The sequence below is a fragment of the Jiella flava genome (assembly GCF_017349315.1).
In the GTDB taxonomy this organism is placed as follows: Bacteria; Pseudomonadota; Alphaproteobacteria; order Rhizobiales; family Rhizobiaceae; genus Jiella; species Jiella flava.
Map to the genome: position 1 here is coordinate 152,262 of NZ_JAFMPP010000006.1, position 19,806 is coordinate 172,067.

A 19,806-nucleotide genomic window follows, 5' to 3' on the forward strand; every position below is an offset into this window, starting at 1 on the left:
GATGGCCTGGCGCCCCGGCCCACGCAATCGGATTACCGACGTTGCCGGCGTCACCGTTGGCAATGCCGGCGATTCGAAATTGAAGAGCGGGAGCACCGTGCTCCTGCTCGATGAGGCCGCGCCCGCCTCCGTCGCGGTTCTCGGCGGCGCCCCCGGGACACGGGAAAGCGATCTTTTATCGCCGGAAAACACCGTCGCCGGCATCGATGCCCTGGTCCTGTCCGGCGGGTCGGCCTTCGGGCTCGACGCGGCGGCCGGCGTGATGGCCTGGCTTGCCGAGCGTGGCCGCGGCTTTGCCGTCGGCGCCGTGCGGGTGCCGATCGTGCCGGCGGCGATCCTGTTCGATCTCGCCAATGGCGGCGACAAGAGCTGGGGCCGCTATCCGCCCTATCGCGACTTCGGCTTTGCGGCGGCAAATGCGGCGGCGGCTGATTTCGACCTCGGCAGTACCGGTGCCGGCCTCGGCTGCACCACCGCGACGCTGAAAGGCGGGCTCGGCTCCGCCTCGGTCCGCCTGGCGAACGGCGTGACGGTCGGCGCGCTGGTCGCGGTCAATGCCGTCGGTTCGGTCACGCTTGGCAGCAAGCGGCATTTCCGGGCCGCGGCCTTCGAGATGGAGGGCGAATTCGGCGGCCTGGGCCTGCCAGCCCCGCTGCCGCCGGATGCCGGCCTGCCACGGACCAAATTCGACGCCAAACCCGGCGCAAACACCACCATCGGCATCATCGCCACCGACGCGGTTCTCGACAAGGCGGCGGCAAAGCGTCTGGCGATTGCCGGCCACGACGGGTTTGCCCGCGCGATCTGGCCTTGCCACACCGACTTTGACGGTGATCTCGTCTTCGCCGTCGCGACGGGGCGCTCGGGCGTCCAATTCGACCCACGCGGCGGTGGTTCGCTCGAGCTTGGCGCCGCCGCCGCGGCGGTGATGGCTCGCGCGATCGCCCGGGGCGTCTTTGCCGCCACCGCCGCCGAGGGCGACCTCGTGCCCGCCTGGCAGAGCCTGCCCGCCTGATCGCACCCCATCAGGTGCCGCCGATCAGCGCGAAGATCGCAAGCACGATGATCCCGGCACCCGCCAGTTCCAGGCGGGTGATCCGCTCGCGAAACCACAGCAGCGACGAGGCCAGGGTGAAGATCAGCTCGATCTGGCCGAGCGCACGCACATAGGCGACGTTCTGCAGCGTCATCGCGGTGAACCAGCCAGCGGAAGCGCTCGCTCCCGAAAGCCCGACCAACAGACCCGGCCTCCAGCCATTCGCCACTCGCCGCAATTCGGACCGGTCGCGGATCGCCATCCAGAGGAGCATCACGATGGATTGGATCGCCAGTGTCAGCACCAGCACCACCGCCGCCCGCAGCGCGGCCTCACCGGAGCCAAGCGCCAGGGCGGCGGCACGAAAGCAGACGGCCGAGATGCCGAACAGCGCGCCCGAGCCGACGCCGATCAGCGCCGCGCGCGAGGCAAGGCCCCGGACGATGTCGCGCGAACCGGCATTGCCGACCGAAATCAAGATGACGCCGACGACCCCCGCCGCCACCGCAAGAAGGCCCAGCGGCGAAACCGTGTCCCCGAGGATCAGGAATCCGAACAACGCGGCTTGGACCGGCTCGGTCTTCGAATAGGCGGTGCCGACCATGAAATTGCGCAGGCCGAAGAGATAGACGAGCAGGAATGTCGCCCCGATCTGGGCGAGACCGCCCGACGCAGCGGCCAGAACGACCCAGCCGTTCGGCAGCGGGACCGGCCCCGTCGACAGCTGAACGACAACGACCAGATAAACCAGCGCGAACGGAAGCCCGAAGCCGAACCGCACGAAGGTCGCCCCGGTCGTTCGCATTTGCCGCTTGAGCCGTTTCTGGAGACCCGATCGCAGATTCTGGAAGAACGCTGCGGCGATCGTGATCGGGATCCAGAGCGGCATGAGGCGAATCGTCCTGTTTTTGGCAAGCCCCGCACTCTAATATGGACAGACACTTCGCCAACAACAGACGTTTCCAAGGACAGGCGCCGCCCCCGATGTCGACAAGTGCTCATCATCTTCAGAAGACGTCGGATGTGAATGCCGCCGATTTTGCGCATGTGCGGGACTGGGTCTTCGACCTCGACAACACGCTCTACCCACGCCACTGCAACCTGTTCGATCAGATCGACCAGCGGATGACGGCCTTCGTCGCCGAGTTCCTGTCATTGCCGAACGACAAAGCGCGGATCGTGCAGAAGGAATTTTATCAGCGCCACGGGACGACGCTGCGCGGTCTTATGACCGAGCACCAAGTCGACCCGGACGCCTTTCTCGAATATGTGCACGACATCGACTATTCCTGGATCGATCCGGATCCGGCTCTCGGCGAGACGATCGCCGCGCTGCCGGGCCGGAAGTTCATCTTCACCAATGGCGACCGCAATCACGCCGAGCGCGCGGCGCGGCAGCTCGGCATTCTCGATCACTTCGAGGATATTTTCGATCTCGTCGCCGCCGATCTCGTGCCGAAGCCGGCCGCGGAGACCTATGACAAGTTCTTCGGGCTGCACCGCGTCGACGCCGCCCATGCGGCGATGTTCGAGGATCTGTCACGCAATCTGACGGTGCCGAAACAGCGTGGAATGCGGACTGTTCTGGTGGTACCGCGCAATTTTGAGCAGACTTTCGGCGATGTGTGGGAACACGAAGATCGTGACGGCGCGCATATCGACTATGTCACCGATGATCTGACGACCTTTTTGCGCGCCATCCGCTGACCACCGCGAGAGCTCCGACCGCCAACCCTTAAGATCGACCATCGCAGCCAATATTCTCAGACATCCGATGTGGTAACACTCGGTCTGCATCAGGCTTGCAGGTCGGCTGAAGCATGATGCCGAGACGTTGCATGGCGTTTCGGATCCCATCATGCGGCTCAACGAAGACTGGCAGCGCAACGGCGATGCGGTTGAGCGCAGTCCGTTCTACGCCTCAGCTCAGCCGCCGAGAAGCGACCGGCCCGCTCGCACCAGCCCCATCTGTTTGTGACCGGCAACGGCCGGGGCACTGGAGATGGTGGTGTCATCCGAAATGCCGGCGCGGTTTTGACGCAGGATCGCCTGCATCTGCCCTTCACCGTCGATACCGCCGGCAAGGGCGCCGCGGCGATCCTCGCAGCTGCGGGCATCGCTGTCGGTGGCAATTTCGCGCGGCTCTTCGGCCTGCGCCACGGGCTCGGGCATATCGAGGTTCTGCTGCTTGCGCATCATCTCCGGATCGGGATCGAAATCTGGCATCGCGACGCTCTCTCAGTGGCTTGGCCCCCGGCTGAAGAACGGCCGGTGCATCTGCTGTGTTACGGAACCAACGAGTGCTCAGTCGAAGAGTTCCGGGAGCGCATCGACGACGCGGCGTGGATCACCATGCGAGAGACGAACAGAGCCCATCTCACCGACGCTTCGGACAGACCGCTTGTGCCCGCCCCGCCATAAAACATTTACAAAACTGCAATGTCGCCGTCAGGTGGCTGAGATGATTGTCGCTTATGTTCCTGTCCGATTGTGTCGGGGATCATGCGATGAAATTGGTCAGAAATCTCGCTGCCATGGCGCTCGGCATCGTTGCCGTCCTGACCGGCCTGGTTCTCGCCAACGCCCTCTACATCCACCTCAGCGGAAACATTCACACCGTCGAGGCCGGTCGTCTCTACCGCTCGGGCACGCTGTCGCCAGACAGCCTGCAGACCTTGATCCGCGAAAAAGGCATTCGCACGATCGTCAATCTGCGGGGTGACGAGGGCCAGGAATGGTGGAATCGGGAGCGCGACGTCGCCGCCAAGAACGGCGTCGACTTCCTGAGCTTCCATCTGTCGGCCAAGGATATCCCGACAATGCGCCGGATGAACGAAATCGCCTTCGTCCTGCGCAATGCGCCCGAGCCGATTCTTGTCCACTGCAACTCCGGTGCGGATCGATCCGGGCTCGTCTCGGCGCTGTTCGAATACGTCGTTTCCGGGAAATCTGCGGCGACCTCCGATCGCCAGCTTTCAATTCTTTACGGCCATTTTCCATGGCTCGGCAGCCGGACGGTGGCGATGGACGAAGCGTTTGCCGATTATGTCGCGGACCATCAAAAACACGGACGCGAACCAGTCCAGGTTCCGGGAGCGTCGTCACGGCGCAAGATCGCTGCAAATTGACTGACATCGGTCAACTGACGGCGCGACTTGCACCTGATCAGTCGACGCAGACCACCGGATAGACTGCGTCCTTCACCTTGGCGGTGGCGTCCGGCACGCTTTCAAGCGCAGCCTTCGGGTCGGCGGCTTCGAAGGCGATGTGGTGGTCGCGGAGGAAGGTCGAGACCGTGTCCGGCCGAATCGCGAAGTTGATCGACTGCGGGATATCCCCCGTCGCATCGGCGACGGCGACGGCGTCGAGCTTGGCCGTCACGACGCCGACCACCCGGCCGGCGAGATCAACCAACGGCCCGCCGGAATTGCCCGGCTGCACCGGCGCCGAGATCTGCAGATAGCGTGGATCGTTCATCAGCCCGAGCAGCGATGACACGTTGCCCCGGGTGACGTTCAGCGAGTCGGCCAAGATCGAGCGAAGCGGGAAGCCGAGGGCAAGGACGTCCTCGCCGAGACGCGGCTTGCCCACCGAGATAGTCAGCGGCTTGCCGAGTTCGGCCGCGACGTGGATCAGCGCCAGATCGTGCGCCTCATCGATCGTGACGTCCGACGCCATCATCTTGTTGCCGACTTCGACCTTCTTGCAGCCGCGCACCACATGGGCGTTGGTCAACAGCCACCCCTTGGCGATGACGAAGCCGGAGCCTGCCATGTCAAAGGCCGGGGTGCCAGGCTGGGGAGCAATCGCTTGCATGTTGTCATAGACGGGCGTCTGACCACGGCTGTCCGACGGCAATTCGAACAGGTTCGATGCGCGACCGCCTCGGCCCTTATCCGCCATCGCGTAGCGCGCCTCACCATCGGCCGCGTTGCGGCGGCGCGCCAGCATCGACGAGAACGGGTTTGGCCGTGCATCGGCGACCAGCGGCGCGGAAGGCTCGTTGACGAACGGTTCAAACAGGTTCGACGCAACGGTGACAAACGGCGCGAGCTTATCCTCATAGGCATCGGTGTATGAGACGGAGAAGCCGCGAAGATCGGCGCCCTGCGCCGAGAACCGCATGAAATAGTGGCGGCCAGCCTCCATGCCGGACACCGTGAACCAATCCTGCGCCTTCTGCGCGCCGAGCACCGAACGCTTGTTCGTCGCGTCGCTCAACACCGCATAGAGCCCGTCGAAGGTCTGGCCGGTATCGGCGATACGAACGGACTCGATTTCAACGCCGTTATCGTCGGAGCGCCAGAGATTGCCGACCTCGGTCGGGCCCATGTCGCGGACCGACCCCAGCGGCACCGCCAGCCGCTCGCCGGTGGCGCGATCGTCGACCATGGTCACCTGCAGGCCGCTCTGAGCGTCATCCGACATAGCGACGAGTTTCTGCAGCATCGGCTCGGTAATCACGCCATCGGCGTGCATGCCGTTGCGAGCCTGAAAGTCACGGATCGCCCGCAGCGTCGGCGCGGCAATCATTCCGGAAAACGGGCCGGCATAATCACCCGTCCAAGCCAAGCGGATCTGTAGACCGCGGCGGAAGGAGAGATCGGTTTCCGTATTGTAAGCAACAGAAAGATCAATGATCGATGTGATCGGCGCGCTTGGGACAGCTTGAAAATCGCGTGCATAAGCGACCGGCGAAACCGCCAGCACCACTGCCGCCATCAAGCCCCCCAATCTGCCGTGCATATCGTCCCCTGCCGTCTTCAACCATTACGCTAATAATGCAGCCGGAACCCATTCGATCCGTCCAGTGTAATTTTTTTTTAAGGTTTCTGAATTCATTTGCAACTTACGCAACGTCATCAATAGCCCTATTGATGTACCATTGGCGGAAGCCCGGCAAGGGCCGTCGACAACGACGGCACGCCACCTTCCACCAAAGATCAGCCTTGCTACCTCTTCTGTTTAACCGTGTGCCGTCTTCACTTCCGCGTCATCGGCAAGGGCGTTGTCGCCGATTTCAATCCCGGTGATTCGGTCCCCGCGGCGCTGCAGCTTGGCGCTGGAGACGGCGATCTGATCGATGTCGCGCGAGGCTTGGGTAAAGTGGCCTTTCAGCGCTGAAACCCGTTCGTCGAGCCGGCTCAGATCCTCGGCGAACAGGCGCACCTCCGCCTGGATCCGCCCAGCGGACGCTCTCAATCGCGCATCCTTCAACACCGCCTGCACGACTTGGATCGACAGGTTGAGAAGCGACGGAGAGACGATCACCACCCCGGTCCGATAGGCCTTTTGAACGATATCGTCGAAGTCTTCGTGCAGCACTGCGAAGATGGTCTCGGAGGGCACGAAGAGGAAGGCGGTATCCTGGGTTTCGCCCGGGATGAGATACTTCTCGGCAATCGCTTTTACATGCACATCCATGTCGCGCCGCATCCGAACCGCAGCAGCGGCCTTTGCGTCGTCGCTCGTCGACGCCTCCAACGCCGAATAGGCCTCCAGCGGGAATTTCGCGTCGATCACTAGCCCGGGTGCACCATTCGGCATCCGGATCAGACAGTCAGGGCGCCGACCGTTGGAGAGCGTCGCCTGGAAGGCATAGACCGAAGCCGGAAGCGCGTCGGCGACGATCGCCTGCATGCGGCCTTCACCGAACGCGCCGCGGGTCTGCTTGTTGGAAAGAATGTCCTTCAGCCGCACCACTTCGCCGGTCAGATTGCGAATCTCGCTTTGCGCCCGATCGATGACAGCGAGGCGTTCGGCGAGCACCGAGAGCGACGCCTTGGTCTCCTTCGTCGTCGCCAGGATCGATTGTCCGACCCGGCTGGACAGGCCGTCGAGACGATCCGACAACGCGCGGGTCAAATCGGCCTGTCGCGATCCGAGGATCTCCGCCATCGTCTGCATGCGGCCTGAAATTTCCGCCTGGGTGCGCAAGACCGTGTCGAGGCGCCCCGCCTCCGCCTCGGCGCCAGCCAACGCCTCCTCGGCCTGCCGCGCCCGCGCTCGTGCCGCCCACCAGAGGGCGGCAAAAACCAGGAGCAGCCCGGCCAGGACGAGCGCCAGGCCGCTGATGCCGACACCGCCGATGACGGCGAGGGTTCGGTTCAAAACGGTGGTGAGATCGTGACTCATGAGCACGATCCTAGCAGGTAAAGCTTAACGATCGGATCAAATCGAGAACAAATCCACCGAAACCTCGTCCTCATCAGCGCAAACCGGCGCAGGAAGCGGATTGACCCCTCGTGTGACAGCGACTACCTCAGCCGCCATGACGATCAAACCCCTCATCATCCTTCCCGATCCGCTTCTGCGCGAGGTCTCCAAACCGATCGAGACGGTCGACGATGCCGTCCGCCGGTTCGCCGACGACATGCTGGAAACGATGTATGACGCGCCGGGCATCGGCCTGGCCGCCATCCAGGTCGGCGAGCCTTTGCGCATGCTGGTTCTCGACGTGACCAAGGAGGACGAGGAGCGCAAGCCGCAGGTGTTCCTCAACCCGGAGATCGTCGCCCATTCCGACGAGCGCAGCACCTATGAGGAAGGCTGCCTGTCGATTCCGGATTATTACGCCGAGGTCGAGCGGCCGGCGAGCGTGACCGTCCGCTATCTCGGCCTTGACGGCACGATGCACGAAGAGGCGGTCGATGGCCTCTACGCCACCTGTCTGCAGCACGAGATCGACCATCTGAACGGCGTTCTTTTCATCGATTACATCTCGAAACTGAAGCGCGACATGGTGATCAAGAAGTTCACCAAGCAGGCGGCGCGCCGGCAGCCGGGCTGAGGTCATGGCGCTGTCCGTCGTCTTCATGGGAACGCCGGCCTTTTCGGTGCCAACGCTCGAGGCCATCGTTGAAGCCGGGCACCGAGTGCCGGCCGTCTATACCCAGCCGCCGCGCAAGGCTGGCCGGCGCGGCCTGCAACTGACGCCATCACCGGTTCAAACGGCCGCAAAAGCGCTCGGGCTTGAGGTCCGCTCGCCGGTCAGCTTCAAGGCGCCCGCCGAGGTTGAGGCGTTCGCCGCGCTTGGGGCCGACGTTGCGGTCGTCGTCGCCTATGGTCTGTTGCTGCGCCAGACGGTTCTCGACGCACCGCGGTTCGGCTGCCTCAACGGCCATGGCTCGCTGCTGCCGCGCTGGCGCGGCGCCGCGCCCATCCAGCGAGCGATCGAGGCAGGCGACGCGATGACCGGGATGATGGTGATGAAGATGGAGGCAGGGCTCGATACCGGCCCGGTCGGCCTGACCGGCGAAATCACAATCGACCCGCGCGAGACTGCCGGCGAGCTGCAGGAGCGCTTGAGCGCGCTGTCGGCCGAGCTGATGGTGGTAGCGCTCGAGGAGCTCGAAGCCGGCACCTTCACCTTCGAGGACCAGACCATGCTCGGCGCGCGTACCGGCCGCGAGCCGCTCTATGCGAGAAAGATCGAGAAGACCGAGACGCCCATCGACTGGCACGCCGATGCCGATGCGATTGCCCGCAAGATCAACGCCTTTTCGCCGATGCCCGGCGCTTGGACGATGATGCCTTTCGGCGGCAAGATGGAGCGGGTCAAGCTGCTGCGGGCCGAAGCGGTGCCCGGCACCGGCGCTGCCGGCACCGTCATCGGCGACGATCTAACGATCGCCTGTGGCAACGGCGCCGTGCGGCTGCTCAGCCTCCAGCGCGCCGGCGGCAAGCCGATGGCGACGACGACACTTCTGCGCGGCACGCCAGTGCCGCCCGGCACGATCTGCAGCGAGAGCTGAGCGATGACGCCGTCCGTGATCCTTGCTGCCGCCCTCCCCATGCCGTCGGCGGGTGCCCGCTGATGGCCCGCTACAAGCTCACCGTCGAATATGACGGCACGCCTTATTGCGGCTGGCAGCGGCAGGCAAACGGCCTGTCGGTGCAGGAAGTCATCGAGACCGGCATTCAGGGCTTTTCCAGCGAAACCGTGACGCTGTTCGGCGCCGGGCGCACCGATGCCGGCGTGCACGCCACCGGCCAGGTCGCCCATGTCGATCTCCAACGGGACTGGCCGGAGGACACGGTACGCGACGCGCTTAATGCGCATCTTCGCGACGAACTCGTCTCGATCCTCTCCGCCGAGCGTGTGTCGGACGGCTTCGACGCGCGATTTTCCGCACGCAAGCGCTGGTATCTCTACCGGATCTTCAATCGCCGGGCGCCGCCGGCCGTCGCGCGCGGCAAGGTCTGGTGGGTCTGGCGCGATCTCGACATCGCCGCCATGAACGACGCCGCCCAGGCGCTGGTCGGCACCCATGACTTCAACACCTTCCGCTCGACCCATTGCCAGGCGAAAAACCCGATCCGCACGCTGGAGCAGCTGACGGTCAGCAAAGGGTCCGGCGACGAAGTGCATATCGTCGCAATGGCGCAGTCTTTCCTGCACAATCAGATCCGCTCCTTTGCCGGCACGCTGAAGCTCGTCGGCGAGCATCGCTGGACGCGGGCTGACGTGGTCTCGGCTCTCGACGCGCGCGACCGCACCCGTTGCGGCCCCGTCGCGCCGCCGGATGGTCTCTATCTGACACAGGTGGATTATGGCGACGCCCCAAAGCGGACACTGCCACCCTATCCGGGATAATCGGCGCGGGGAGCCGCGTCGTTGCTGACGGCTTTCCTCTATGCGCCAGCCTCAGACCAGCGGCACGCCGGTGACGTCCATCACCGCGCCATAGGTGATCAGCGAGGCGACGACCATCAACATGGTGACAGCGACGGCGGTCGGAAAATCCCGACCGAGCGCAAAATAGATCAGGCGCATGGTGAGGGTCACCGCGGCGATGGTGACGATGAGGCCGAGCATCGCCATGCCATCGCCGGGGCCGAGCACGATCGCGATCAGCCAATAGGGCGTCATGGTCCAGGCCAGCAGTGCCCCGCCCCAGTTGGTGGCTACAACCAGCGGCACGATCTTGCGCGAAAAGCCGATCGGCTTGGCGACCAGCATCAAAATCACCACCGGCAACAGCCATGACACGCCATCGGCAAAGGCGTGCGCGCCGTAAATCGCGATCCCGCTCATATTGGCGACCGCGTCCGGCTTGTCGCCGCTTTCGCTGGCGACCCAGGAAAGCGCCACCGGCGGCAGGGCGACAACCATCGCCGCAAAGGACTGCCAGAAGCCGTCGGCCGATAGATCCAGTCGCCGCAGCCCCTCCGGCTGCCCCAGCATCAGCTGCAAGGCACCCGAGAAAAACCGCAGAACGTCTTCAAAACTCGGCATGAAATCAGGTGTGGGCGGCGAACCAGCGGGCGATGAAGGCTTCATAGATTTCCGTCAGTCCTTCGAGATCGGCCAACGCAACCCGCTCATTGGACATGTGCATTGTCTGGCCGACAAGCCCGAATTCGATGACCGGGCAATAATCCTTGATGAAGCGCGCGTCGGAGGTTCCTCCCGACGTGGAAAGATCCGGCCTGCGCCCGACCACAGCCTCAACTGCTGCACGTAAAGAATCGGTCAAGGCGCCGGGCTGCGTCACGAAACATTCCGACGGCCGCTCGCGCCAAATCAATTCGTAGCCGGCTGCCGGCCGTCCGGGCCGCAACCTTTCTGCGCCGGCCCCTTTGGCGATGCGATCGCACAGTTCCTGCTTCAGCCCCTCGACACTCCATGAATCGTTGAAGCGGACATTGAAGAAGATCGAACACCGGGCGGGAATGACGTTAACGGATGGATTGCCGGTTTCGATGGCGGTGATTTCGAGATGGGACGGCTGAAACGCCGTGGTGCCGGAATCGAGCGGCGTTGCCAGCAGCGCATCGGCGATCGCCGTCGCCGCGCGCAGCGGATTGTCGGCAAGATGCGGATAGGCGACATGCCCTTGCCGGCCGAGAACGTTGACCTCGCAGGAAAGCGAACCGCGCCGGCCGATCTTGATCATCTCGCCAAGACGATCGGGATTGGTCGGTTCGCCGACGATACAGGCGTCGAAACGCTCGCCTCGCGCGGCCGCCCATTCGAGCAGCTTCACCGTGCCGTTCACGGCTGGACCTTCCTCGTCGCCGGTGATCAGGAACGACACTTGGCCGCGGGGAGCCCCGTTGGCTTTGGCAAAACGCGCATAGGCGGCGGCAAAGGCGGCGATCCCGCCTTTCATGTCGACCGCGCCGCGGCCAATCATTTCGCCCTCGACGATCGCCGCCGAAAATGGATCCGCCCGCCAGTCCGAGGCAGGGCCCGGCGGCACCACATCGGTATGCCCGGCAAAGACCAGATGCGGGCCCCCCTCGCCAATGCGGGCGAAGAGGTTTTCGACCGGCGGCGTGCCGTCTTGCGAAAAGACCGGCCGGTCGACGGCGAAGCCCAGAGACTGCAGCACCGCTTCGAGCAACGCCAGCGCGCCGCCCTCGTCGGGCGTGACGGACGGACACCGGATCAGCGCCGCCAGCAGCGCCACCGGATCGGTCGGATCGAGAGTCGCGGCAGCGCCGCCGGCGGAAAGGATCGGGTCACTCATGGTTTCGAGCAGATACCGCAGATGATGCCGCTTCGCCACAACAACGCGGCCTTGATGACATCCTGGTAAGAATTGATGGCGCGCGACGCCTCGCCGTCACGATTGTGCCGATTTCCCCATCAAGAGGATGCCTTTGGGGAATTTGCAGAGCTCGGGGACACGGCGATGGATATGCAATCGGCGCAATCGCGGCTGCCGCGCCTCGCGGCGTCCGTCGTCGCCATGGCGGGCCTCGTCGCGCTGACCGGCTGCATCGCCGATGGTCCCGGCGGCTCGCCGCTCGGCGTCGCCTTCGCCGGGACGGATGATACAAGCGACGGCTCCGGCAAGGACAGCGGCACAACCGGCAGCATCGAGGTCTCGACCAAAGACGTCCATGACAGCGACCTGCGCATCGCCAAACGCGAAGCGGCAGAGGCGGCCGAACGCGGGACGATTTCCGGCAGCGCCGCGATCGATAAGATGATCGCCAGGCACGCCAAAGAGAACGGCATTCCGCCCGCCCTCGCCTTCGCCGTGGTGCGGGTCGAGAGCCGCTACAATCCCCGCGCTCGGGGCCGCGGCGTCTACGGCCTGTCGCAGATCAAGCCGGCGACGGCGCGCAGCCTCGGCTTTTCCGGCCCGGCGAGCGGCCTTCTCGATGCCGAGACCAACCTCACCTACGGCATGCGCTATCTGAAGGGTGCCTGGGAACAAGGCGGCCACGACGTGTGCCGTACGGCGATGAAATATCAGGGCGGCCACCGGGCGACCCGCATGACCAGAGCCGCGCGCAGCTACTGCTCGAAGCTCAAGGCGCAGATGGCCTTGCTCGATTTCAAGCGCAGCGCACTCGGCAAAGCCGTACCGGCCACGATGAAGACCGCCGATAAGACCGTTGCCGAGATGGGCGGCAAACGTGTCGAGGCCGTCGCCTTCGCGCCGGATCAGAGCAAGGTGAAAGACCGCTCGGCGCCAGTCAGCGCCGTTCCGGCGACCATTCGCATGACAGTGGGTCATGCGACCGACGAGCGTGCGACAAAGCGCGGCGGGCGCGTTTGGATCGCCAGCGAGGACGAGGCCAATCTCGCCGCGCGTCTCGACGAGAACGACGCCACCGAATCCGTGCCGGTGCCGGACCTGCGTCCGTCGCAAGATTGATCGAAGGCCTTCAATCGCCCTGCGTCCAAACAGATGCAGGGCGATCCACCTCTTTGAATCGGCACCTCGTGCTTTGCCGAAAATCGATTTCGATTTTCGCGCCGATGCCGGAGACCGCTCAGCGTCGACGGTCGGTGACCACCAGCATTGGCCCCAACCGATCGCGGCGATAGTCGATGCCGCCCGCCGGATAATAGAGGCTGGAGATGGTGCCGTCGAAAAACAGCGCGTCGCGGCAGCCGAGCCGGTCTTTGAAGACACTTGCGAAATCGTAGAAATTCACCGGCGCCCGGGAGAGGACGAGGGTAACCAGCCGCCCGTCCTCGCGGGCGCAGACGCCGTTGCGGATGTTGCGGCTGTCGGAAGTTTCGATGAAGCGCGGATGCAGCTTGCCGTCGATCAGCAGCATCGGCCCGGATTGGGTCGCCAGCTCGGGATGGTGCTTGCCAGCGAGATAGCGGGTGCTTTCCATCACATGCGCCCGGCCGTTTTCAACGAAGAACACACCGTTTGGCCGCAGCGAGTAATTGCCGGATCCGGTCCCGAGCACCGCGCCATGGAGGGTTTTGCCGTCCTGCACCGCAAGGCCAACCGGCTGGCGGCTTTCGTGATACATGCCCGCATTCATGATGAGATCGACCCGGCGGCCGCCCATCGAGGCCTTGGCGGCCTCGAAGGTCTCATATGGCCTGCCGGCCGCATCCAGCGCTCGAAGCGACAGCTGGTGGCGATCAAGCGGCACGTCGCAGACGATGTAGTCGATCCCGCCGACGCTCTCGGTTCGGCAGAGTCCGTCATGGCCGGCCGGCAGCGCCGGGACAGTTTGCAGCCAGGACAACAGGCTGCCGACCGCCACAAGGGTCGCCGGCCAAGCACTGGCAAGCCGGCTTGCCAGGCGCCGGTTTCGAAACAGGCCGATCATCCGCCGATCCGTTGGTGAAAGCCGTCTGCGCTCGCGCCGCCCCCTCAGCTGCGCAGGAGCTCGTTGATCGAAGTCTTCGAGCGCGTCTTTTCATCGACTCGCTTGACGATCACCGCGCAGTAGAGGTTCGGGCCGGGCTCGCCATTCGGCAGCGCCTTGCCGGGCATCGTGCCGGCGACGACCACAGAATAGGGCGGCACTTCGCCATAGCTGATCTCACCGGTGGTGCGATCGACGATCTTGGTCGACTTGCCGATGAAAACGCCCATGCCGAGCACCGAGCCCTCGCGCACGATGCAGCCCTCGACGACTTCCGAGCGCGCACCGATGAAGCAATTGTCCTCGATGATCGTCGGCCCGGCCTGCATCGGCTCCAGCACGCCACCGATGCCGACACCGCCCGACAGATGCACGTTCTTGCCGATTTGCGCGCAGGAGCCGACCGTCGCCCAGGTGTCGACCATGGTGCCGTCGTCGACATAAGCGCCGAGATTGACAAAGGACGGCATCAGGACGACGCCCTTGCCGATATGGGCCGAGCGGCGCACGACCGTATTCGGCACGGCCCGCAGGCCGGCTTCGCGGAACCGGTTCTCGCCCCAGCCCTCGAATTTCGACGGCACCTTGTCCCACCAGGTCGCCCCGCCCGGGCCGCCCTCGATCACCGTCATATCGTTGAGGCGGAAGGACAAAAGCACCGCCTTTTTCAGCCACTGATGCACAACCCAGGCCCCGTCGGGCCCGCGGGTCGCAACCCGCGCTTCACCGCGATCCATGAGATCCAGCGCCGTATCGACGGCCTTGCGAACCGCGCCTGTCGTCGTGGGCGAAATGCCATCGCGCTCGTCGAAGGCGCGTTCGATCGTGGCTTCCAGGGCGGCGCGGTCCGGCGCGGTCATCGGCGTGGCTCCATATGTTATGAAAAACAGGCCGGGTCACCCCTGCCCAAATCGGGCCGGACCCTAGTTCCCCCCCTCCGGAAGGTCAATCGAAGCCAGCAGGACAACCCCTCATCATGTCAGACGAAATTCCGCGCAATCGCGATGGCTGGGATCCCTTTCCAAGCTCCGATCAAGATCGGCGCGAGGCGGCGGCAAAATCACGCGGCACATCGCAAAGCCGCTCGCCCACCTATCGGCTGGCCTTTGACGACCCGGACTTTCTCACCCGCGAAGAGACCCGCGGCGTGCGCCTGCAGCTCGAATTGATGAAGCCCGAGATCGCCTTCCTTGAGGCGGGAATTTTGTCCACTGTCGTCCTGTTTGGCGGCGCCCGAATTCCGGCGCCCGGGCAAGCCGCCTGGGCAGCGCGCAACGAGACGCAGAAGGCCAATCTCGAAGCCCATTCGGCGTTTTATGACGAAGCACGCCGCTTCGCCCAGATCGCCTCGAACCATTCGGCGGCGTCATCTGGCAGCAAGGAATTCGTCATCGTCACCGGCGGTGGGCCAGGCGTGATGGAGGCCGGCAACCGCGGCGCCGCCGATGTTGGTGCGCCGTCGATCGCCCTTAACGTCACCCTGCCCCACGAGCAGGAGCCGAACCACTATGCGACGCCGGGTCTCTGCTTCAACTTCCACTATTTCGCCGTGCGCAAAATGCATTTTCTCTTGCGGGCAAAGGCAATGGCGATCTTCCCTGGCGGCTTCGGCACCATGGACGAATTGTTCGAGGCGCTGACGCTCATCCAGACACGGCGGATGCAGAAGATTCCGGTGTTGCTCTTCGGCAAGGCATTCTGGAACAAAGTGATCGACTTCGAAGCTCTGGCCGAGGAAGGCACGATCGCGCCGGACGATCTCAAACTCATCACCTTCGTCGAAACCGCCGACGAAGGCTGGCAAAGTATCCGTGACTTTTACGGGTTCTGAGAGCCGCCCCCGTTCAAGATCGCCGAGATCCGCATGCCGCCGCTATGTCGTTTGAATGATTGCCTCTGCGATATTCGAGCGCCCTGCGTCCGATCGGACGCAGAATGAGCGCTCTCACTCGTTGATTCTACGCGTCGTGCTTTGCCGAAAATCGATTCCGATTTTCGGGGCCGATGCTGCAGGCCTGCCGGCCGCGCTGTCTGATGGTGGTCCGCAGGGTTGCCCGGTGTCGATCTTTGAACGAAAGCGGCGGGTGCATCTCTGCAGCCCGCCGCTTTCGAAATCGGCTTGTAGACCTTAGAACTTGTAGGCCGTCTGCAGCAGCAGACCGTAGCGCTGGTATCGGAAGGTGTCGTCACGATTGGTCGGTGTTCCATTGAACTTGTCCGACCCGCTCGTCGTCCGCATCGTCCAGTAGCGCCCACCGACGCCAATGCTCCAGTTTGGCGTCACGTAATAGGACATCATCGCTTCCAGCTGCGCGCCACGGCCATGGCCCGACTCGTCGATCACGAGATTGCGCAGCCAGTGATTGTCGACGCCCTTGAAGTGCACATAGGGAAGATAGGCCGCGTCGCCGGTCAGCCGGATGCGATCCGACAGCCAGACATCGGTCGAAACACCGAGGCGCAACGAATTCCAGGTATCGGTTTCCGTGATCACGCGGGTGCCGGAGATCGACGGCGAACAGATGCCGGAACTTGGCGAGGCGATCTGCGCGCAGTCGTCCGCTTCATATTTTTCGTGGACGCGGTTGTAGCCGACGAAGGCACCGACCTTGTAATCGCCGCCATGCAGGAAGTCGTAGCCGAGATCGACGGTGGCGTAATTCAGATGGGTGTTGGTGAGACTGGAATCGGTGTTCGAATAAGAGGTGAATGGCGCCGCCGTAAACAGGCCCCAATCCTCGTCGTTCATATGACCACCGACGATCTTGCCGAGACCGACATTGCCCTTCAAGAACACGTCCCAGGGCGAGTCGACGCGGCCGTAGAGTTCGCCGGAATGGGCCGTCAGCTTGTCATAGGTCAGCCGTGAGATCAGGCTGGTCGACGAACTGGACGTCGCCGCCAGATCCTTGCGGAACCGTCCGGAGCTGTACCAGTAGCGAATGCCGCCCTCGAAGCTCCAATCGGATGGCGCCATGGCGGGCGCCGGCGCGGCGTCGGCGAACTGGGCGCCAGCATCGGCACCGAAGCGGTAGTTCAGCCCGATCTTGAACAGATTCATGCTCTGATCGACGCTCGCCGTGCGCCCGGGGACGAAACCGACCACTGACCCCGTCGGCGAGACGAACAAACTCGTCGGGCTATCGATGTCGGTGTGGCCGAAGCCGAGATAGTCGTATTCCGCCTTGACCGACCAGGCCGGCGTGATCGCCTGCTCGATGCCGACACCGGCCGTCCATCCCCAGCTCGTGTTGCTCTCGCTGGTCGAAGACGGCGCGAAAGCGCCGTAAAGATTGTTCGTCGTCGCGTCGATGCGGTTGTGCATGACGGCCGCGCCGCCCTTGACATAGAGCAGCGTATGACCGGCCGGACCGGCGGCATAGCCAACCCGCCCGGTCAACGTCCCGACGAAGTCGGGGCGCGCCCGGCAGTTGGACGAAACATAGGATCCCGAGAAGGCAAAGCAGGTGTTGGTGCCCTCGGCGTCCAGCCAATCGGCATCGCCCTCGAGACCGAAGACCCACCGGGTATTCGGCATCTGCCAGTTATAGCCGAGCTGGCCACCGACCAAAAAGCCGGGTGTGCGGATGTCGTCGCCATAGATCGACGATCCGAAGGGATCCGAAACGTCCGTCGAGCCGACGCCGAGCCCGAGATTGACGCCGGCGTAACCGCCGGTCCAGCTCCAGACGACTGGTGGCGTTTCTAAAATGTCCGCGGCATTGGCCACACCGGCCCATCCAAGCCCCAACAGCGCGGCAATGCCGCCAATGACGCAGGTCTTCATGACAAATCTCCAGCCGCATCTCACCGAAGCACGTGGCGCCATCTTGTGAGCGCTTTGCCGCGTCATCGGCCAATACTCATCGAGTATGCCGGAACTTACCTGCGGGTCAAGAAATAAGGCAAACAAATGGTGCTATTCGAATTTACTGACACCAAAATGACACAATTCGAAATGTATATTTAATATCAAAGCGTTATCGACATCTCTCCGTATTTCCCGACCTAACGCCGTGCATGCAATTGCAAAGATGGGCTTTTATCCCCACGCTTAATTTTCCGGACAGACCAACACAGCCGAAATGCCGCATCGATCCAGTCCGGGCCGTTGCGGCTTGGCATTGCCCGCGTCGATCCGAAGGCGCAGGCGGGACTTCTGCGACTGATCCCGCCCATGCTCAGACCGCATTCGTTGCACATTCGTGCCTTCGTGCCGGCTGAGGTGCTTGGCAATCGGCAAACGCTTTAGGGGCATGGCCTCATCCGAGGGCGCGGCATCGGCGCACGCGGCAAGGCCAACGCAGATGGATATCAGGATCGCCAGTCGCATGGCACAGTCTCCTTTGCGTCGTGTTCGGCATATCCAACAGATGAACCACCCGTCTCTTCGTCGTTTGAGGGCTTCGAAAGACCACCGGTCATCAATCCCGCGAAACGATTGTCGCGCCGATGGCGGCAAACGTCCATGGCGCAAAACGCATCGCCGGGTCGGCTCCTTCGCCCAGGGGATCAGTCCGATTGTGCCACGCTCACATGAACCGCCGCTGAAGGGCGTGTCCGTCGCGCCATACCGACGAAGCGGCGAATGGATTTCGCAGACAAGGCCACGGGACGGTTTTTCAAAATGGCCGGGCTCGCCCCTTGCAAACCCCCAGCCATCTCAGTAGGTAGAGCGCCGTTGAGGCCTCGTGGCGGAGTGGTTACGCAGAGGACTGCAAATCCTTGCACGCCGGTTCGATTCCGGCCGAGGCCTCCAAGACGCTTCCCGTCATCTGCAGCGAAAACCGCGGTCACGCAGATGCCAGCGGTCGCTTTGGTTCCGCTTTATCGCTTCCGCGTGTGCCGGCGTCTCGGCGCAAGGCACTGACGAGACGGTGCTGTGACCCGAGCGCGGAGGCCGCCAATCAGCCGGCGGGACAGCGTCGAGAGTCGCGGCTCGCCAGACCGGTGATAACCTTTGTGATCACCGTCGCCGTGCCGATTGTGATGACGGGCCTTTTGGTCTATTGACCCGCTCCAGACGCGCGCGTTCCCACGCGATTCCCGCCGAACGTCGCGTGGCTTCACAATGATAGAGTTTTGATGATGACACGTCGCCGCCGCATCTACGAAGGCAAGGGCAAGATCCTGTACGAAGGCCCCGAACCTGGCACTCTCGTGCAGTTCTTCAAAGACGATGCCACTGCCTTCAACAAAAAGAAGCACGAGATCGTCGACGGCAAGGGCGTCCTCAACAACCGCATCTCGGAATACATCTTTTCGCATCTGAACAAGATGGGGATCCCGACGCACTTCATCCGCCGGCTCAACATGCGCGAGCAGCTGATCAAGGAAGTCGAGATCATCCCGCTCGAGGTCGTGGTGCGTAACGTCGCCGCCGGATCGCTCGCCAAGCGCCTCGGGATCGACGAAGGCACGGTGCTGCCGCGCTCGATCATCGAGTTCTATTACAAGGCCGACGCGCTCGACGATCCGCTCGTTTCCGAGGAGCACATCACCGCCTTTGGCTGGGCGAGCCCGCAGGAAATCGACGACATCATGGCGCTCGCCATCCGGGTCAACGACTTCCTCTCCGGCCTCTTCCTCGGCGTCGGCATCCAGCTTGTCGACTTCAAGATCGAGACCGGCCGGCTGTTCGAAGGCGACATGATGCGTATCGTCGTCGCCGACGAAATCTCGCCCGATTCCTGCCGGCTGTGGGACGTCCAGACCAACGACAAGCTGGACAAGGACCGCTTCCGCCGCGACATGGGCGGCCTCGTCGAGGCCTATCAGGAGGTGGCGCGACGCCTCGGGATCATGAACGAGAACGAGCCGCCGCGCCCTTCCGGGCCGGTGCTGGTCAAGTGACGCGGCGCAGACCCGCGAAACAGCCGGCATCGGCGCTGAGACTGGTCTATTCGAGAGACAGACGCACACCCGTGCGAGGGGACACATGATCAAGGCCCGCATCATCGTCACGCTGAAGACCGGCGTTCTCGATCCGCAAGGCAAGGCGATCGAATCCGCCCTGGGCAATCTCGGCATCGACGGCGTCGGCTCGGTCCGCCAGGGCAAAGTCTTCGACGTCGAAATCGAGGGCGAGGACGCGGCCGGTGCCAAAGCCACGCTCGACGCGATGTGCGAGCAGCTCCTCGCCAACACGGTGATCGAGAACTATGCTGTGGAGATCGACAACCGGTAATCCCGGA

At 63.6% G+C, this 19,806-nt stretch carries 20 protein-coding genes and 1 tRNA gene; 11 read left to right on the forward strand and 10 right to left on the reverse strand.

Translation table 11 applies throughout. The features are described from left to right. Nucleotide 1 precedes the first annotated feature (1 nt). Complete coding sequence (locus tag J1C48_RS09030) at nt 2-1,015, forward strand: P1 family peptidase (RefSeq protein WP_207257509.1); 1,014 nt, start codon at nt 2-4, stop codon at nt 1,013-1,015. Nucleotides 1,016-1,025: 10 nt separating this feature from the next. Here the strand turns inward: J1C48_RS09030 and J1C48_RS09035 are convergent, their stop codons facing one another. Next, nucleotides 1,026-1,925 carry a DMT family transporter gene (locus J1C48_RS09035; RefSeq protein WP_207257510.1) on the reverse strand — a complete coding sequence of 300 codons (900 nt, stop codon included), beginning with the start codon at nt 1,923-1,925 and terminating at the stop codon, nt 1,026-1,028. 95 nt (nt 1,926-2,020) lie between these two features. On the opposite strand from J1C48_RS09035, the gene J1C48_RS09040 reads away from it, so the two are divergent. Next, nucleotides 2,021-2,743: a pyrimidine 5'-nucleotidase gene (locus J1C48_RS09040; protein ID WP_207257511.1), complete on the forward strand. Its 723-nt coding sequence runs from the start codon at nt 2,021-2,023 to the stop codon at nt 2,741-2,743. Between the two features lie 219 nt (nt 2,744-2,962). Here J1C48_RS09040 and J1C48_RS09045 read toward each other — a convergent pair whose 3' ends face one another. After that, nucleotides 2,963-3,262, reverse strand: a complete 300-nt coding sequence (locus J1C48_RS09045) for a hypothetical protein (protein WP_207257512.1) — start codon at nt 3,260-3,262, stop codon at nt 2,963-2,965. A 281-nt stretch (nt 3,263-3,543) separates the two neighbouring features. Here J1C48_RS09045 and J1C48_RS09050 point away from each other — a divergent pair, with 281 nt between their 5' ends. Next, entirely contained in the window at nt 3,544-4,164 is a 621-nt protein-coding gene (locus J1C48_RS09050) for a fused DSP-PTPase phosphatase/NAD kinase-like protein (protein ID WP_207257513.1), read from the forward strand. Nucleotides 4,165-4,201: 37 nt separating this feature from the next. On the opposite strand, the gene J1C48_RS09055 is transcribed toward J1C48_RS09050, so the two are convergent. Both J1C48_RS09055 and J1C48_RS09060 read right to left on the reverse strand, forming a co-directional pair. Continuing rightward, on the reverse strand, nt 4,202-5,782 hold the full coding sequence (locus J1C48_RS09055) for a serine protease (protein ID WP_207257514.1): 1,581 nt from the start codon (nt 5,780-5,782) through the stop codon (nt 4,202-4,204). Between the two features lie 219 nt (nt 5,783-6,001). Next, a complete protein-coding gene (locus tag J1C48_RS09060) occupies nt 6,002-7,171 on the reverse strand; it encodes a DNA recombination protein RmuC (RefSeq protein ID WP_207257515.1) in 1,170 nt (389 codons plus the stop codon). Nucleotides 7,172-7,307: 136 nt separating this feature from the next. Between J1C48_RS09060 and def the strand changes: the two genes are divergently transcribed. The 3 genes from def to truA all read left to right on the forward strand — a co-directional run bounded on the left by def (nt 7,308) and on the right by truA (nt 9,632). Beyond that, a complete protein-coding gene (gene def, locus J1C48_RS09065) occupies nt 7,308-7,826 on the forward strand; it encodes a peptide deformylase (protein ID WP_207257516.1) in 519 nt (172 codons plus the stop codon). Between the two features lie 4 nt (nt 7,827-7,830). Then, nucleotides 7,831-8,790, forward strand: coding sequence for a methionyl-tRNA formyltransferase (fmt, locus tag J1C48_RS09070; protein WP_207257517.1), 960 nt, complete (start codon nt 7,831-7,833; stop codon nt 8,788-8,790). A gap of 62 nt (nt 8,791-8,852) precedes the next feature. Next, a complete protein-coding gene (truA, locus tag J1C48_RS09075) occupies nt 8,853-9,632 on the forward strand; it encodes a tRNA pseudouridine(38-40) synthase TruA (RefSeq protein WP_207257518.1) in 780 nt (259 codons plus the stop codon). A 51-nt stretch (nt 9,633-9,683) separates the two neighbouring features. On the opposite strand, the gene J1C48_RS09080 is transcribed toward truA, so the two are convergent. Then, nucleotides 9,684-10,274 (reverse strand): hypothetical protein, encoded by a 591-nt coding sequence (locus J1C48_RS09080; RefSeq protein WP_207257519.1) that lies wholly within the window; start codon nt 10,272-10,274, stop codon nt 9,684-9,686. A gap of 4 nt (nt 10,275-10,278) precedes the next feature. After that, the gene (gene dapE, locus J1C48_RS09085; RefSeq protein ID WP_207257520.1) at nt 10,279-11,511 is read right to left on the reverse strand and encodes a succinyl-diaminopimelate desuccinylase; all 1,233 of its coding nucleotides are present in this window, start codon (nt 11,509-11,511) and stop codon (nt 10,279-10,281) included. A gap of 165 nt (nt 11,512-11,676) precedes the next feature. On the opposite strand from dapE, the gene J1C48_RS09090 reads away from it, so the two are divergent. Beyond that, complete coding sequence (locus tag J1C48_RS09090) at nt 11,677-12,651, forward strand: lytic transglycosylase domain-containing protein (protein ID WP_207257521.1); 975 nt, start codon at nt 11,677-11,679, stop codon at nt 12,649-12,651. A 118-nt stretch (nt 12,652-12,769) separates the two neighbouring features. On the opposite strand, the gene J1C48_RS09095 is transcribed toward J1C48_RS09090, so the two are convergent. Both J1C48_RS09095 and dapD read right to left on the reverse strand, forming a co-directional pair. Next, nucleotides 12,770-13,573, reverse strand: coding sequence for a phosphodiester glycosidase family protein (locus J1C48_RS09095; RefSeq protein ID WP_207257522.1), 804 nt, complete (start codon nt 13,571-13,573; stop codon nt 12,770-12,772). A gap of 44 nt (nt 13,574-13,617) precedes the next feature. Further along, complete coding sequence (gene dapD / locus J1C48_RS09100) at nt 13,618-14,472, reverse strand: 2,3,4,5-tetrahydropyridine-2,6-dicarboxylate N-succinyltransferase (protein WP_207257523.1); 855 nt, start codon at nt 14,470-14,472, stop codon at nt 13,618-13,620. Between the two features lie 116 nt (nt 14,473-14,588). On the opposite strand from dapD, the gene J1C48_RS09105 reads away from it, so the two are divergent. Beyond that, nucleotides 14,589-15,443: an LOG family protein gene (locus J1C48_RS09105; RefSeq protein WP_207257524.1), complete on the forward strand. Its 855-nt coding sequence runs from the start codon at nt 14,589-14,591 to the stop codon at nt 15,441-15,443. A 297-nt stretch (nt 15,444-15,740) separates the two neighbouring features. Here J1C48_RS09105 and J1C48_RS09110 read toward each other — a convergent pair whose 3' ends face one another. Together J1C48_RS09110 and J1C48_RS09115 are read right to left on the reverse strand one after the other, a co-directional pair. Then, complete coding sequence (locus J1C48_RS09110; protein WP_207257525.1) at nt 15,741-17,399, reverse strand: outer membrane beta-barrel protein; 1,659 nt, start codon at nt 17,397-17,399, stop codon at nt 15,741-15,743. Nucleotides 17,400-17,666: 267 nt separating this feature from the next. Continuing rightward, a complete protein-coding gene (locus J1C48_RS09115) occupies nt 17,667-17,945 on the reverse strand; it encodes a hypothetical protein (protein ID WP_207257526.1) in 279 nt (92 codons plus the stop codon). A gap of 352 nt (nt 17,946-18,297) precedes the next feature. On the opposite strand from J1C48_RS09115, the gene J1C48_RS09120 reads away from it, so the two are divergent. The 3 genes from J1C48_RS09120 (at nt 18,298) to purS (ending at nt 19,799) form a co-directional block, all read left to right on the forward strand. Then, nucleotides 18,298-18,371, forward strand: a tRNA-Cys gene (locus J1C48_RS09120). A 329-nt stretch (nt 18,372-18,700) separates the two neighbouring features. Further along, nucleotides 18,701-19,465, forward strand: coding sequence for a phosphoribosylaminoimidazolesuccinocarboxamide synthase (gene purC, locus J1C48_RS09125; protein WP_207257604.1), 765 nt, complete (start codon nt 18,701-18,703; stop codon nt 19,463-19,465). Between the two features lie 85 nt (nt 19,466-19,550). Next, on the forward strand, nt 19,551-19,799 hold the full coding sequence (gene purS, locus J1C48_RS09130; RefSeq protein WP_207257527.1) for a phosphoribosylformylglycinamidine synthase subunit PurS: 249 nt from the start codon (nt 19,551-19,553) through the stop codon (nt 19,797-19,799). The last annotated feature ends 7 nt before the right edge of the window (nt 19,800-19,806 follow it).